This window comes from Providencia burhodogranariea DSM 19968 (genome assembly GCF_000314855.2).
GTDB lineage: Bacteria > Pseudomonadota > Gammaproteobacteria > Enterobacterales > Enterobacteriaceae > Providencia > Providencia burhodogranariea.
In genome coordinates this window covers 225,304-241,727 of sequence record NZ_KB233226.1, presented here as the reverse complement: position 1 = coordinate 241,727, position 16,424 = coordinate 225,304, and the positions used below count along the sequence as shown (strand labels likewise).

Genomic DNA, 16,424 nt, shown 5'->3' with positions numbered 1-16,424 from the left:
ACGTATATTACGCTAACCTCGTTGAGAGTCAAGCTTTTTTTTCGCTTATCTTTTCAGATTCTCTCGCTGACTACGTTGTGCCTGTTGGCTTGTCACCGCGTTCTGCGTTGACTCATCGTGGGTCAGTGGATGCGCATTATAGGGAGCTAAAAAATTCTGGCAACCCTTTTTTTGCATTTTTTTTCCGTTCGCGTTTTTTTTCATCAAAGTGGTGATAATTCGTCTAGATAGTAGGGTAAATTGATTATTTCAGCAGCAATTCTATCCTCTCTCACGTAATATAATCACTTAAGATGATGTATTGGGATTAATTATGGAATTTAGTGAGCAGCAAACTGCTTCGCAAAAAAACCTTTCTTATCTTATTGCTGAAGAACTTGGGCAGCTTATATTAAAAGGTACTTACTTACCGAGTTCTATTCTACCTAGTGAAAATGAGCTATCAGAGAAGTTCCAAGCTAGCCGTACAGCAATACGAGAAGCAGTTAAAATTTTAGCCGCCAAAGGCATGCTGTTAGCACGCCCAAGAATAGGCACAAGGGTGATGCCTTCCTCCAATTGGAATTTTCTCGACCAAGATCTTCTTAAGTGGTGGATAAACAGTGATGAGCAAGCAATAGTGTTTAAACATTTTCATATTGTACGCCTCGCAATTGAGCCACAGGCTTGCTACCTTGCTGCAAAGCATGCAACAGATAAACAGAAGCAGTCGTTAGTACTTTTTGCTAATGAGATGCAATCATTAGCTAAGCAATTTAATAGGCAACGCTGGGTAAAGGTGGATCATCTTTTTCATTTAGCTATATATGAAGCTTGTGCAAATCCGTTTTTGATCTCTTTCGCTAACCTATTCCGTTCCGTCTATCAATTCTATTTTGATGCAATCACCGAAAATGATGTTATTGAAGTTGAAATTCACCAACAGCTCGCGAATGCCATAATAAAAGGCAATAGCGCTAAAGCGTTTGATATCTGCTATAAGTTATTAACAATTACACAAGAACAAGCCTAACACGATAAGTTTCCATTTTGGTGTTAACTCTTTATTTGATAGGTTACCAATGCTACAAACAGCTAAAAATATGTCAGGCCTCCCATGGATTGCGGCAATGGCCTTTTTCATGCAAGCACTCGATGCAACCATTTTAAATACTGCATTACCTGATATCGCCAAAAGTCTCGATCACTCACCGCTTGCGATGCAATCCGCAATTATCAGTTATACCCTAACTGTTGCACTACTTATTCCTGTTAGTGGTTGGTTTGCAGATAGATTTGGTACACGGCGTATCTTTATTATGGCGGTCTCACTCTTTTCATTCGGCTCTCTTCTTTGCGCGCTATCACCCTCCCTTACTTTTTTAGTCACGGCACGTGTAATACAAGGTATAGGTGGAGCAATGATGATGCCTGTTGCACGTCTTGCTTTAATTAGGGCATATCCGCGTAGCGAATTGCTGCCGATATTAAACTTTGTCACTATCCCTGGTTTAGTTGGGCCAATCTTAGGCCCATTATTAGGTGGTATTCTTGTCACTTATGTAACATGGCATTGGATTTTTATTATTAACATTCCTATTGGGATACTCGGAATAGTGTATGCCTTTAAATATATGCCTGACTTTAAAATGCCAAAACGCAAGTTTGATGTACTTGGATTTATGCTTTTCGGTTTTGGTCTAGTGATGCTATCTGTCAGTCTAGATTTATTTAGTCATAAATCTCTGTCGGGATATGTTCCTGCTTCTCTTGTTTTAGGCGGATTTCTTTGCTTATTCCTGTATATTTTCCATGCGAAACGTATTAAGTATGCAATTATTCCATTAAATTTGTTTAAAACTCGCACTTTTAGCATTGGAATTAGCGGCAATCTTGCAACACGTTTGGGAACAGGCAGTATTCCATTTCTGATGCCATTAATGTTACAAGTTGGCTTTGGCTATGAAGCTGTTGTTGCGGGTATGATGATGGCACCGATGGCTATCGGGTCGATTATTGCAAAATCTGCGGTAACGCGAATATTAACCGACTACGGCTTCCGCAAGACTCTATTTGTTGTCACCTTGATTATAGGTTTAATGATCACCCAGTTTTCGCTCCAAACGCCAAATATGTCTATTTATTTAATGATCATACCTTTATTTATTCTTGGTATGGTGATGTCCACACAATTTACTGCGATGAACACTATTTGCTTAGCCGATTTAACTGATAACAATGCCAGCGCAGGAAACAGTATGTTGGCAGTAACTCAGCAATTATCAATTAGCTTTGGTATCGCAGTGAGTGCAGCCATCTTAAGTTATTATGACGGTTTACCGGGAGGTAACACCGTGGATAACTTCCATTACACCTTTATTACTGTCGGTATCATTACTGTAATTTCAGCGTTTGTTTTCTTACTACTCAATAAAAATGATGGCGAGAACTTAATAAAAAGTAAAACCCAAGCGTCAAATAATGATTAGCAACGTTTAACCGATTGACGCTCAACCAGTTTGGGCGTCAATACAATGACATTACCTTCAGCCAGAGGGTTATCCATCCGATGGATTAATTGATTGACGGCTAATTTGCCTAACTCATCTTTGGGTTGATGAATTGTCGTCAACGGTGGGATCATATAAGAAGATAAATCAATATCGTCATAGCCAATAATAGAAATATCTTCCGGAACCATCTTACCTTGGCGAAATATTGCCTGATATGCACCAACAGCCATTGCATCATTTCCAGCAAAAATTGCTTTAGGTGGATTAGCTAATGCTAATAAATAGTTCATTGAATCAAACCCACCAGCAAATTCAAAATCACTGAAAATAATATATTCCTCAGGAACATTAAGTGATGATTGTTTCATTGCTTCCATAAACCCCTGAAAACGAGCACGAGCAGGTGATTTATCTTGAGGCCCTGCAATACAGGCAATTTGTGTAAATCCAGCATCAATTAAATAATGTGTCGCGATTTTACCGCCAAGAAAAGAGTTATCTTGAATAATATCGCCACCTGATTCAAATGGAGACCAATCCATCATAACGGTTGGCACTGCGGGGTAACGAGAAAGTAAATCTTTTGATGGCCCTTGTATTTCCGTGCACATGATCAGTAAGCCATCAACTCGTTTTTGTAATAGAGTCTCTAAGCTATGGTTCATTCGCTCGAGGTCGCCTTCTGTATTGCATAAAATCAAACTATAGCCTCGTTCGTAGCAACTACGTTCAACACCACGAACGATTTCTGCATAGAAAGGGTTATTACTTGTTGTCAACAGCATACCAATCGTATTAGTACGATTCATTTTTAAGCTTCTCGCTAATGCGGATGGTGCATAATTGAGCTGCTTAATGGCATTTTTTACTCGCAAAGTTACGCTTTCGCTAACATAACGATTTTTATTGATGACATGAGACACGGTGGATGTTGACACGCATGCAAGACGTGCAACATCTTTCATTGTTGCCACAAGTTATTCCTGTTGAGTTAAAAACGCATCGATTTCATTACGCCATGGTACAGAAGGTTGTGCGCCCGGTCGAGTCACTGCTATAGCTGCGGCTGCGTGCGCAAAAATTATTGCATCCGAATCGCTCTTTCCCTCAAGTAAAGCCGTCACATAGGCACCATTAAAGGTATCACCAGCGGCAATAGTATCGACGGCTTTCACTTTAAATCCAGCAATAATTTTACCTGTAGTGCCTTGCTCACTGAACCAAACACCTCGGGCACCTAATGTTATCATTACTTTACTGATACCTTTATCGTGCAATACTTGGGCAGCGGCTTGCGCACCTAACTCATCTTCTACAGGGATCCCAGTTAAATGTTCTGCTTCTGTTTCATTTGGCGTGATGATATCCACCAATGCTAATAATGAATCAGGGAGTGCTTGAGCAGGAGCAGGATTTAGAATTACTTTCGTCTTATTTTTTTTTGCTATCTCGGCAGCTAATTGGACAGTTTCAATCGGCGACTCTAGCTGCATCAACAACGCATCAGCATCAATAATTTTTTGTTGGTAAGTCGAAATTAGTTCGGTAGTGAGATGTGCATTTGCGCCAGCATTAATCCCGATCACATTTTCGCCTTGCTGATTGACAAAAATCAGTGCAACACCTGTCGTTTCATCTTCAATAACGTCAATGCAGTCAATTTGAATATTATCTGTTTTAAGTTGTTTTTTGACATTTTTCCCTGTGCTATCGTCGCCTACACAGGCAATAAATGTTATATCTGAACCACTACGCCCCGCGGCAACAGCCTGATTTGCGCCTTTACCACCGAATGCGACCTGATAGTGATTACCTCTCACCGTTTCTCCGGGTTGGGGAAATTGATCGATATTCAGAATATGATCAGCATTGATACTACCTAAAACGACAAGTTTAGCTGTAACCATAACATTTATTTCCTTTTGCATTTTTTATTCGCAAATAGATATACCCAAGATAATTCGAGTTGTCGGTAGACGGCAAATGAAGCTATACCTTAAAACAATCCGATGAGCATAGATAAACTATGTAATGCGGATAACTGAGCATAGCCAACAACCCTACAACTTGAAGTATGATGGGTATAAACCGCCGTAATGATTAACGGCGGTTTATCATTACTATTTTTTCACAACCAGTTCTAGCTCCACAGGAACTGTTGATTCAACTTTCTCACCTTTTAAAATCTTATCAGCAACTTGTACACCAGTAATTCCGATTTGATCAGGACGCTGAGCAACTGTTGCGCCTAATTTACCACCCTCAACAGCTTTAATGCCATCATTAGTGCCATCAAACCCAACAACCAGCACATCATTACGGCCCGCAGTTTGTAGTGCTCTTAACGCACCTAACGCCATTTCATCATTTTGAGCAAAAACAGCTTGTACAGTGGGGTGTGCAGTTAACAGATTTTGCATAACGTTTAAACCTTTCGTTCTATCGAAATCAGCAGGCTGACTCGCGAGTACATTAAACTTATGTTCTTTCGCCCCAACACTAAAGCCTTCACCGCGTTCACGAGCAGCTGAAGTTCCTGTAATACCTTCCAATTGGATCACTTTCGCCTCATTACCTAGCTTCTGTGCAATAAAATCAGCCGCCATTTTTCCGCCCATACGGTTATCAGAAGCAACATGGCTTACGACATCACCTTTATTTGCAGCACGGTCGAGTGTAATCACTGGGATCTTCGCTTTGTTTGCCATAATAATAGCATTACCCACTGCATCGGAGTCCGTTGGGTTAATTAGCATTAACTTAGTTCCACGCACCGTTAAATCTTGAACGTTTGCTAACTCTTTGGCTGGATTATCCTGTGAATCTAAAACAATCAGTTCATAACCCAGTTTATCTGCTTCTTTCTGTGCACTGTCTTTCATCGTCACAAAAAACGGGTTATTTAAGGTTGAGATGACAAGAGCAATGCTATCTTTTGCCATTGCGTTAACACTAACTGTTGCACTCAGTGCTAGCGCAGATAACAATGTTGCTAATTTTTTCATTTTCATAATAATTTTCCTGTAGGGTAGGCGATATACTCTAAATAATTCAAGGTGTAGCTAGGTGGCAATTTGAAGTATGACGAGTATATTTATTTTTTATTATCAACAAGTACCGCAAGTAAGATGACAACGGCTTTCACAATCATTTGGTAATTTGATGAAATACCTAATAAATTTAAGCCGTTGTTCAAAAAACCTAAAATAAGAGCACCGATCAAGGTTCCAACGATACGACCTTTACCACCAGCAAGGCTGGTCCCACCAAGCACAACAGCGGCAATCGCATCAAGCTCATACCCATTACCGGCCATAGGTTGAGCAGAAGAGAGACGAGCAACTTCGATCACGCTAGCGAGCGCAGCTAATAGGCCACACAGTGCATAAACAATGATTTTAATTCGATCAACATTGATACCCGATAAACGAGTCGCAGCTTCATTACCACCTAATGCATAGATATAGCGGCCTAGACGAGTGTGGTGTAATAAATACCACGCTGCTACAAAGACAATAATCATTAACCAAACAGGTGTTGGAATTCCTAATGGTCGGCCTATACCAAACCAACCGAATAAATCGGCGTTATCACTAAATCCTGTATTTATAGGGCTACCATCGGTATAAACTCGTGTAACACCACGCAGTAGTAGCATCATGACTAAAGTGGCAATAAATGCTTGCACTTTACCTTTTGCGACAATCACGCCAGTACAAGCACCGATTGCAGCTCCCAGCGCTAAAGCGCCTGCCACTGCCACAAAAGCATTAACATCTGTGCCAACCATTGATGCCGCAACTGCACCTGTAAGTGCAAGTAATGAACCAACGGATAGGTCAATACCTGATGTCAATATCACCAGAGTCATTCCTACCGCCATAATGGCGTTCACCGATGTCTGCTGGAGGATATTAAAGAGGTTATTTACTGTAAAAAAATTAGGACTGAGTGACGAGACAATAGCAATTAAGACTAACAGCGCAATTAATGACTTTTGCTCCATTAACCATGCTTTGCTGAACCAGCGTTTTGATGTTGCGATATTTGAACTCATGCTGATAACTCCTGAATTGAACCATAACGCTTACCCACAGCCGCTGCCATTAAAACTTCTTGAGTGGCTTCTTTGGCCGAGAATTCACCGCTAATATGGCCTTCATGCATGACAAGAATGCGATCACTCATTCCAATAACTTCTGGCATTTCAGAAGACACTAAAATGATGCTCAACCCCTCTTTTTTAAATTGATTGATTAACTGATAGATCTCTTTTTTTGCACCAACATCCACACCTCGCGTTGGTTCATCTAGAATCAACACTTTTGGCCTTGTCATTAAGCCCCGAGCAATAGCCACTTTTTGTTGATTACCGCCAGATAAATTACCGATGATTTGATTCATTGATGGTGTTTTGATATTAAATAGGCGAATAAAATCGCCTACAGTTTGCTGCTCTTCTTTATGTTTAAGGTTTCCGCCCATGCGGCTAAAGTAGCGAAGAGCCGTCAATGACATGTTTTCTTTAACGGACATACCAAGCACCAAGCCATCGCGCTTACGATCTTCGGAAATATAAACAATGCCGCTATTCAAACCATCTTGAGGTGTTTTTAGTGAAATAATTTTACCTTCCAGACGAACCTCACCAGATTTTTTCAGCGCTGCACCATAGATAATCTTCATTAACTCAGTTCGGCCAGCGCCCATCAAACCTGAAACACCTAAAATTTCACCGCTACGTAATGAAAAACTTGCATTATCGACCCCCGACCCAGATAGGTTTTCTACTTGTAAACGCACATTACCCACGGAAACTTGAATACGGGGATATTGTTCTTCTAATTTACGGCCTACCATCATCTCTATCAGAGTTTCTTCTTCTAGCTCTTTAACAGGTTTTTCACCAATAAATTGCCCGTCACGAAAAACCGTCACGTCATCACAGATTTCAAAAATTTCTTTTAGTCGATGGGAAATATAGACAATACCGCGACCTTGCGCTTTTAGCTCTTCAATCACACGAAATAGTGAGGCTGTTTCGGTATCGGTCAGGGCATCTGTTGGTTCATCCATAATGATGACCTGAGATTCAAAGCTCAATACTTTCGCTATCTCAACCATTTGCTGCTCACCAATTGAAAGCTCAGCAATCAGCTGGCGGCTGTCATAATTAAGATTAAGATGTTTTAGCAGTTTATCTGATTCGTTAAACATCGTTTTCCAGTCAATTTTGCCAAATTTATTGACAAATTCACGACCAAGAAAAATATTTTCAGCAATAGTTAGTTCCGGGATCAGGTTCAATTCCTGATGAATAATGCCAATCCCCGCTTCTTGTGAATTTTTAGGGCCATGGAATACCACTTCCTTGCCTAAATAACGAATAGCACCCGCATCTTTGCTGTAGATACCGGTAAGCACTTTCATCATAGTGGATTTACCTGCACCATTTTCACCAACAAGCGCCATGACTTTTCCCGGATAAACTTTTAATGCAGCATGGCTAAGTGCTTTGACTCCAGGAAACGATTTATCAATGCCGATAAGCTCTAATAAAGGTTGCATACATACCTCAAAAAGTCACACCAGAACAGAGGATCACATTAGCAAAAGGTGAGCATTCCCCTGTTCTAATCACCGCTTTGCTGTCATGCGTCATTTGTTTGAATATTTCATGGCGACAATATTCCACCTCAATGGGTTTTCCTTGAGATAAAGATAATTGCTCCAAAAGTGCCAAAATGGCACTTTTTACTTCAGGATTAATGGTAGTTATCTCTTCCGCTAAGATGATTTTTTCAACTTGCATCTCTTGAATAACCACATTCAATACCGACATAAAATCAGGTAGCCCTTGTGTAATAGCTAAGTCAATACGTTCAACCTGTTGTGGGATAGGTAACCCAGCATCAGCGATAGTAATGTGGTCGGTATGTCCCATTTTTGCTATCACAGACACAATATTGGCATTAAGCAAAATACCTTTTCTCATTTTTTTCGCCACTCCCTCTACAGCGAAACGTTTCGCTCAATCCAATAATAGATAAAAAAATGAACAACTCAATTTAGTTAGATCAGATCTGTGATCACAATCGAAACGTTTCGTTGCCGATGAAAAGGCATTAAAAGATGAAGTTATTGAATTAATTAATATTGAATCATTTTTGAGATATTAATAGTCATCAAAGAAAAATAATAAAATTCATTGCACAATTCATCGCTCGGTAGATAACCTAGGGGCTGTTGATCTTTGAAGGTCAATTTTTATTCGAATTACACGTCTTTAGTTAAGACAAAAAAAGCAAGGCGAGTGGACTAGACAAGCGTCGCTCAACACAGCGAAAAATCACGTTTAATCGAACCCGAAGGGCGCTTTCCTTTACGGTTTGGGGTTGTGATGATATTTTTTAATAGCCTCAATAGGTAGAATGAAATTGATGTCATTTCAATCAATTAGTGAAGTAAAATAAGCAGTTAAGATCAACAGCCCCTAGGGGCTCCGAAGGATAACCCTAAATAATAAAAGGAACGGATATGCAGATAGCGGAACGAATTGCTCAACTTAGCAACTACCTTGAAAGTGGCTTGTATGAACGTCAGCACGCTATCCGTTTATGCCTATTAGCGACCTTAAGTGGTGAAAGTGTTTTCCTCTTAGGTCCTCCTGGTATAGCCAAAAGCTTAATAGCGCGTCGAATGAAGTATGCATTTCGTCATGCCAATGCCTTTGAATACTTAATGACACGTTTTTCAACACCTGAAGAAATTTTTGGGCCGTTATCAATTCAAGCACTAAAAGATGAAGGGCGCTATCAGCGACTAACAAAGGGATATTTACCTGATTCAGAAGTGGTTTTTCTCGACGAAATTTGGAAAGCAGGCCCTGCAATTCTCAATACTCTACTGACTGCAATCAATGAACGAAAATTCCGTAATGGTGATGGTGAAGCTGCTATTCCTATGCGTTTATTAGTGACGGCCTCTAATGAACTACCAGATGCGGATAATAGTCTTGAAGCGCTATTTGACAGAATGTTAATCCGTATTTGGCTCGATAACGTTCAAGAAAAACAAAATTTCCGGGCTTTATTAACAGGTAAGTCACCTCAAGATGAATCATTGGTGCCTGAACACTTAAAAATTAGCGATGAAGAATACTATGAATGGCAACTAGAAATACCGAAAATTGCGTTGCCTGATCACTGTTTTGAATTAATTTATCAACTTCGCCAGCAGCTCGATGTCACTGAAAAAAATCTTTATGTTTCCGATAGACGCTGGAAAAAAGCAGTTTATTTATTACAAGCAAGTGCATTTTTTAATGGCAGAAACGCCGTATCCCCCCTCGATATCATATTGTTGAAAGATTGCTTATGGCATGACATGCAATCCATGAATGTTTTACCTCAATTGCTTAAATCGATATTAGAAGAAGATGGCTGGCAACAACGGAAATTATCCCGAGAACTTGAACAGTTATATCAAGAATGGACATATTCAACACAAGATCAAAACAACCAAAATGCGTTTAAAGTTAATAAAAGTACGGCAATGTTTGCACGACGGCCTTCTTATACTCTCCCTGAAGATATAAAAGAAGGCCGTTTAACACTGTTTTTACATAAACCATTGCAATTACATGATATGAAAGTGACGTTTATTACTACAGATAAAAAATTACTCACCCATTTTTTGGTTAAAGGCACCACACTTTCCGCCCACCTTAATGGAATTGGGTTTGCACAAGAAATTTCAGCCGAGATTAGCAATTTAAACCAGATACAACTATTAGATGCCAGTAATCAAACCTCAACTCTCTATTTACAAGAGCAAGCTGCTACGGTAGAAAAAACAGATAATAAAACTTGGTTAGATAAGCTTGATAATATTCAAAATGAAATACAATCCGCACGCTATCAATTTGAAAAACAACAACCTAACTTATTTATAGACCCAAGTTGGATGGCTGGTATTGATGGTAGTTTTATCAAGCTAACAGAAAAACTGACTCAGTTACGCAACCAAATTACTGGTAAAGTGGTGAGTTAGCGATGCTCAGCTTAGCTACGCTAGACTTATTGCTTTCTGTTAATGAAAGCCAATTAATAGAAGAGATCATTATTTCTCTTCTCGCGACACCTCAATTAGCCGTTTTCTTTGAAAAACACCCCCGATTAAAGAAAGCGCTGTTGAAAGATTTATCGGAATGGAAAAAAGATCTCAAACAAAAATTACAAGATGCATTAGTTCCCGCCCAGCTAACCGAAGAATTTCAACTTTATCAACAGTCACTCGGGCATCCAACAGAACTCTTTTTCACTCAATTACCAACAGTTATAGCGAAATTAGAGCAAATGAATTCCCCTTTTTATACGGAAGCATGCAAATTAGGTAATGGAAAAATTGATAACCAAAGCGCACGGCAAAGCCTTTTTATCCAACGCTGGCGTATCAGTTTGATATTACAAGTTACGACTTTACATAAAGAATTATTAGAACAAGAAAAAGAACAACTATTAGCAGAGCTACAAAGACGGCTTGCACTGAGTGGTAATCTCGAAGAAATTTTAGGTGAAAATGAAAGAGCAGCTGGACGTTTATGGGATTTAAGCAAAGGTGCTACCAGCACCTCTGTTTATAATGACAAATTATTGACTCGCTATAGTGATTTTTTACGCCAGCAACCTGAACTTGAAAAAATAGCTCAACTATTAGGTAGAAGCCAATCAGCGCGATCATTACCTGATGACAGCATCATCATGGAACCCATGACTATTATGGAAAAAGTTCCTGAAACCGTTCCTGAACAAGTTGAAGGACTTGGCCAAAGTGATGATATTTTGCGATTACTTCCTGCTGAATTAGCTATGCTAGGTATAGAAGAAATTGAGTTTGAGTTCTATCGTAAGTTACTAGAAAAACAACTTCTCACTTATCGATTACAAGGGGAAAGCTGGCAAGAAAGGCAGGTATTACGCCCTGTTCTTCATCATCATGATGAAGAACAGCCTAGAGGCCCGTTTATTATCTGTATTGATACTTCAGGTTCAATGGGCGGCCTAAATGAACGCTGTGCAAAAGCGTTTTGTCTCGCATTGATGAAAATAGCGCTGGCGGATAATAGGTCATGTCACATCATGCTATTTGCAACAGAGATAGTTCACTATGACCTATTATCAGCAGATGGATTAGAGCAATGCATCCGATTTTTGAATCAAACATTTCGTGGTGGTACGGACTTAGCTGGCTGTTTAGAAGAAACAGTTAAAAGGTTAGAATCGCCTTTGTGGGCAGATGCTGATGCAGTCGTGATCTCGGATTTTGTTGCTCAACGTTTACCTGATGAATTGATACAGAAGATAAGAACCCTTCAAAAGAAAGGAAAATACCGCTTCCATGCGGTATCAGTTTCAAATTATGGGAAGCCCGGCATCATGAAGATATTTGATCATATCTGGCGCTTTGATACCGGGTTAAAAAGCAGACTATTGCGCCGTTTTAGTCGTTAGCTATGCTTACAGCATACCAACAATAGTTTCACGAGTTTCTGGTAACCAAACACCACACTGAACTTGGCCAATGTGTTGGCGTTGCAGAAGCAACATCACTAAACGTGACTGACCAATCCCACCACCAATCGTTTGTGGCATTTTGCCTTGCACCAGTGCTTGATGCCAATCCAATTCCATACGTTTTTCATCACCAGTCAAACCTAATTGGCGAGTCAAACTCTCAGGGCTTACACGGATACCCATCGAAGAAATCTCAAATGCATCTTCTAATACTGGGTTCCAAACAATAATGTCGCCGTTTAAGCCTTTGAAGCCTTCTTCGTTTTCTGTTGTCCAGTCATCATAGTCTGGAGCACGTACATCATGTGATTCGCCGTGAGACAGCTTGCCACCGATACCAATAAGGAAAACAGCACCTAATTCTTTTGCAATCGCACGCTCACGACCTTTTGCATCTAAATCAGGATAGCGTTGGAGTAACTCTTCACTGTGGATAAAGTGAATTTGGTCTGGCAGGAACGGTGCCAGTCCAAATTCGGTACTGATAGCGGCTTCTGTTTGTTTTATTGCCTGATATATTTTACCCACTGTCTGCTTCAGATAAGGAAGCGTTCTTTCCTCATCTGCCATCACTTTTTCCCAATCCCACTGATCTACATAGACAGAGTGGATTGGTGTTAAGCGATCCTCGTCCGGACGTAACGCTTTCATATGAGTGTACAGTCCTTGGCCTTCTTGAAAATCAAAACGACCTAAAGTTTTGCGTTTCCATTTAGCTAAAGAATGAACCACTTCAAAGGTTGCGTCAGGAATTGATTTCACTTTTACTTGAACTGCTTTTTCATGGCCAGATAAGTTGTCCTGAGTACCATCCCCTAGACGACTTAAGATAGGACCTTGAACTTCAATTAAGCCAAGTTCTTTTTCAAGTAAACGTGAGAAATATGATTTTACAAAACTGATTTGTTGTTGTTGTTCGATAAATGATTTGTCCATTGTATTCACCCATAATTTGTTAGCTGCGTTAGCCGATGTGTAGATTAAGCAACAAAACAGGGTACAAATTCAATATACTTCATCAAAAAAACCCTTTACCATTAATTTTATCTAAAAAAATAGGTTTAAAAATGATAATTCGTTAAAATAAGGAGCAAATAATGGCTGAAAATTATCAGATCGATAATCTCGATCGTGACATACTTCACGAATTAATGAAAAATGCCCGTACAGCTTATGCTGAATTGGCAAAAAAATTCTTAGTTAGTCCTGGAACAATTCACGTTCGTGTTGAAAAAATGAAGCAAGCTGGAATTATTACAGGTACACGCATTGATATCAGTCCAAAACAGTTAGGTTTTGATGTGTGCTGCTTTATTGGGATCATATTGAAAAGTGCTAAAGATTATCCTACCGCAGTTAAAAAGCTTGATGCATTAGAAGAAGTGGTTGAGGTTTACTATACAACAGGCCAATACAGTATTTTTATAAAGGTCATGTGCCGATCGATCGATTCTCTTCAAGATGTACTTATCAACAAAATTCAAACTATCGATGAAATACAGTCCACTGAAACGCTGATCTCGCTACAGAACCCGATCATGCGAACAATTAGCCCTTAAAAAAAAATTAGATAACCACATTATCCACAGGTAGATCCCAGCTCATTCACAGCGTACAATAGCGCCCAATTATTGCTATCGGGAATCACCATGACAAAAGTAACCCTTATAAGCGGCAGCACAATGGGCAGTGCTGAATATGTTGCTGAGCATATGGCAGAGATATTAGAAGAACTCGGCCATGAAACTAATGTTCAACACGGCCCTGAGCTTGATTCACTTCCACTTGAAGGCATATGGCTGGTCGTGAGTTCCACTCACGGTGCGGGTGATCTTCCTGAAAATATTCAACCTCTCGCTGAAGAAATAGCAAATCAATCACCTGACCTAAGTAAAGTGCAATTTGGTGCTGTTGGTATCGGCAGCTCGGAATATGACACTTTCTGTGGTGCGATCCAGACATTAAGTACTTTATTGCTCGATCATGGCGCTAAAAGGATCGGTGAAAACCTTGAAATCGATGTTCAGCAACATGAAATACCCGAGGATCCGGCAGGAGAATGGGTTAAAATTTGGGCAGTTGAACTCTAAATCGTTTAAAATAACAGCAGTCAGTTGTGGATAACTCTGGTAAGATCACGGTATTAACCGGTAGTTATCCATAGTATAAGTTTTAGGGAGTGATCCCCCTGTGCATAACTACCCTTTTTGCACCCAGCTTATACGCAATAGGATCACGGATCATTCACAGTATATGATCCTTTACACTTTGATGATCTTTATAGTGAATATTCAGTTATCCACAGATATGTCTGATCCTAATAAAAGATCTAATAAAGAGATCTTTAAATAAAAAGATCTTAATACTATAAGGCTCGGATCAACAGGGCTTGGTCTATCCTTAAAACTTGAGTAGTATTCACTCCTCAAATGCGGCACTCAGCATTTTCCTAACGTAAGGTTCACACATGTTTTATCCAGAGCAATTTGACGTCATCGTAATCGGTGGCGGTCATGCCGGTACTGAAGCAGCAATGGCAGCTGCACGTATGGGGCGTCAAACCCTATTACTGACTCACAATATTGATACATTGGGTCAGATGTCTTGCAACCCAGCCATCGGTGGGATCGGTAAGGGTCATCTGGTAAAAGAGATTGATGCTCTAGGCGGTTTAATGGCTACCGCAACTGATAAAGCGGGGATTCAATTTAGAACTTTGAATGCAAGCAAAGGGCCAGCAGTTCGTGCAACTCGAGCACAAGCTGACCGAGTTCTTTACCGATTAGCAGTAAGAACAGCTTTAGAAAACCAACCTAATTTGATGATCTTTCAACAGCCTGTAGAAGATCTCATTGTGGAAAACAACACTGTAACCGGTGCTGTAACCCGCATGGGAATTAAGTTTAGAGCTAAATCAGTTGTGCTAACGGTTGGCACCTTCCTTGATGGCAAAATTCATATTGGTCTAGAGAATTATAGTGGTGGTCGAGCAGGTGATCCGCCAGCAATATCTCTGTCACAACGTTTAAGGGAATTACCTTTACGTGTTAACCGTTTAAAAACAGGTACACCACCAAGAATTGATGCGCGAACAATTGATTTTAGCCAATTAGAACAGCAATTGGGTGATAACCCGATGCCTGTTTTCTCATTTTTAGGCTCACAAGATCAGCACCCAGAGCAAATGCCTTGTCATATCACTCATACCAATGAAAAAACGCATGATGTGATTAGAAATAATCTTGATCGTAGCCCAATGTATACAGGGATCATTGAAGGGATCGGCCCTCGCTACTGCCCTTCGATCGAAGATAAAGTCATGCGTTTTGCTGATCGTAATGCTCACCAGATCTTTTTAGAACCTGAAGGTTTAACCAGCAACGAAATATATCCGAATGGGATCTCAACCAGTTTACCGTTTGATGTTCAAATGCAAATTGTCCATTCGATGAAGGGAATGGAAAATGCAAGGATCATTCGCCCTGGTTATGCTATCGAATATGATTTCTTCGACCCAAGAGATCTAAAACAAACACTTGAAAGCAAATTTATCAATGGTCTGTTCTTTGCTGGCCAAATTAACGGAACCACTGGATATGAAGAAGCTGGAGCTCAAGGACTGCTTGCTGGCTTGAATGCGGCTCAATATGCATTTGGTTTAGATGGTTGGTTCCCTCGCCGTGATCAAGCTTACATCGGTGTTTTAGTGGACGATCTGTGTACATTAGGTACCAAAGAACCGTACCGCATGTTTACTTCACGTGCTGAATACCGATTAATGCTGCGAGAAGATAACGCTGACCTTCGTCTGACAGAAAAAGGTCGTGAATTAGGTCTCGTCGATGATGTTCGTTGGGCTCACTTTAATAACAAAGTGGAACTTATCGAAAAAGAACGCCAACGCTTGAAAGATATTTGGGTTCATCCTAAAGCTGAAGGTCATGAAGAAATTGACCAAATACTATCAGTACCGCTTTCGAAAGAAGCTAATGGTGAAGAACTATTACGTCGTCCTGAAATGGACTATAAAAAACTGATCTCACTTAGTCGTTTTGCGCCAGGTATTACTGATCCTCAAGCTGCTGATCAAGTAGAAATCCAAGTTAAATATGAAGGTTATATTGCTCGTCAGCAAGAAGAGATCGAACGTCAGTTACGTAATGAAAATACACTGCTTCCTGTTGATCTTGATTATCAACAAGTGAAAGGCTTATCGAATGAAGTGATGGCAAAACTGAACGATCACAAGCCAACTTCAGTCGGCCAAGCTTCACGTATTTCTGGTGTTACTCCAGCGGCAATTTCAATCCTACTTGTCTGGTTGAAAAAGCAAGGCATGCTACGTAGGAGCGCTTAA

At 40.1% G+C, this 16,424-nt stretch carries 15 protein-coding genes; 8 read left to right on the top strand and 7 right to left on the bottom strand.

Annotated elements, in window-relative coordinates; all coding sequences use genetic code 11:
- From OOA_RS20965 to mdtD, 3 genes are all read left to right on the top strand, one after another.
- Positions 1-215: hypothetical protein (locus tag OOA_RS20965; protein WP_008913722.1), on the top strand; the 215-nt coding region annotated here is incomplete at its 5' end.
- A gap of 98 nt (positions 216-313) precedes the next feature.
- Entirely contained in the window at positions 314-1,012 is a 699-nt protein-coding gene (locus OOA_RS18610; RefSeq protein ID WP_008913721.1) for a FadR/GntR family transcriptional regulator, read from the top strand.
- 49 nt (positions 1,013-1,061) lie between these two features.
- Positions 1,062-2,468, top strand: a complete 1,407-nt coding sequence (gene mdtD / locus OOA_RS18605; protein WP_008913720.1) for a multidrug transporter subunit MdtD — start codon at positions 1,062-1,064, stop codon at positions 2,466-2,468.
- Here the strand turns inward: mdtD and rbsR are convergent.
- The 6 genes from rbsR to rbsD all read right to left on the bottom strand — a co-directional run bounded on the left by rbsR (position 2,465) and on the right by rbsD (position 8,487).
- Complete coding sequence (gene rbsR, locus OOA_RS18600) at positions 2,465-3,466, bottom strand: ribose operon transcriptional repressor RbsR (RefSeq protein ID WP_008913719.1); 1,002 nt, start codon at positions 3,464-3,466, stop codon at positions 2,465-2,467. The two genes, mdtD and rbsR, sit on opposite strands and share 4 nt — an antisense overlap.
- 3 nt (positions 3,467-3,469) lie before the next feature.
- Positions 3,470-4,399 carry a ribokinase gene (gene rbsK, locus OOA_RS18595; protein ID WP_008913718.1) on the bottom strand — a complete coding sequence of 310 codons (930 nt, stop codon included), beginning with the start codon at positions 4,397-4,399 and terminating at the stop codon, positions 3,470-3,472.
- Between the two features lie 213 nt (positions 4,400-4,612).
- The gene (gene rbsB, locus OOA_RS18590; protein WP_008913717.1) at positions 4,613-5,503 is read right to left on the bottom strand and encodes a ribose ABC transporter substrate-binding protein RbsB; all 891 of its coding nucleotides are present in this window, start codon (positions 5,501-5,503) and stop codon (positions 4,613-4,615) included.
- Between the two features lie 83 nt (positions 5,504-5,586).
- Positions 5,587-6,549 carry a ribose ABC transporter permease gene (gene rbsC / locus OOA_RS18585; RefSeq protein ID WP_008913716.1) on the bottom strand — a complete coding sequence of 321 codons (963 nt, stop codon included), beginning with the start codon at positions 6,547-6,549 and terminating at the stop codon, positions 5,587-5,589.
- Entirely contained in the window at positions 6,546-8,060 is a 1,515-nt protein-coding gene (rbsA, locus tag OOA_RS18580) for a ribose ABC transporter ATP-binding protein RbsA (protein ID WP_008913715.1), read from the bottom strand. The genes rbsC and rbsA overlap by 4 nt, the downstream gene beginning before the upstream one ends.
- A gap of 7 nt (positions 8,061-8,067) precedes the next feature.
- A complete protein-coding gene (gene rbsD, locus OOA_RS18575; protein WP_008913714.1) occupies positions 8,068-8,487 on the bottom strand; it encodes a D-ribose pyranase in 420 nt (139 codons plus the stop codon).
- A 542-nt stretch (positions 8,488-9,029) separates the two neighbouring features.
- On the opposite strand from rbsD, the gene ravA reads away from it, so the two are divergent.
- Together ravA and viaA are read left to right on the top strand one after the other, a co-directional pair.
- Positions 9,030-10,544, top strand: a complete 1,515-nt coding sequence (gene ravA / locus OOA_RS18570) for an ATPase RavA (RefSeq protein WP_008913713.1) — start codon at positions 9,030-9,032, stop codon at positions 10,542-10,544.
- A 2-nt stretch (positions 10,545-10,546) separates the two neighbouring features.
- A complete protein-coding gene (viaA, locus tag OOA_RS18565; RefSeq protein ID WP_008913712.1) occupies positions 10,547-12,004 on the top strand; it encodes an ATPase RavA stimulator ViaA in 1,458 nt (485 codons plus the stop codon).
- Positions 12,005-12,010: 6 nt separating this feature from the next.
- Here viaA and asnA read toward each other — a convergent pair whose 3' ends face one another.
- Entirely contained in the window at positions 12,011-13,003 is a 993-nt protein-coding gene (gene asnA / locus OOA_RS18560; RefSeq protein ID WP_008913711.1) for an aspartate--ammonia ligase, read from the bottom strand.
- Positions 13,004-13,164: 161 nt separating this feature from the next.
- Here asnA and asnC point away from each other — a divergent pair, with 161 nt between their 5' ends.
- From asnC to mnmG, 3 genes are all read left to right on the top strand, one after another.
- Positions 13,165-13,626, top strand: a complete 462-nt coding sequence (gene asnC, locus OOA_RS18555; RefSeq protein WP_008913710.1) for a transcriptional regulator AsnC — start codon at positions 13,165-13,167, stop codon at positions 13,624-13,626.
- Between the two features lie 90 nt (positions 13,627-13,716).
- Positions 13,717-14,157 (top strand): FMN-binding protein MioC, encoded by a 441-nt coding sequence (gene mioC / locus OOA_RS18550; protein ID WP_008913709.1) that lies wholly within the window; start codon positions 13,717-13,719, stop codon positions 14,155-14,157.
- 377 nt (positions 14,158-14,534) lie between these two features.
- Positions 14,535-16,424, top strand: a complete 1,890-nt coding sequence (gene mnmG, locus OOA_RS18545; RefSeq protein WP_008913708.1) for a tRNA uridine-5-carboxymethylaminomethyl(34) synthesis enzyme MnmG — start codon at positions 14,535-14,537, stop codon at positions 16,422-16,424.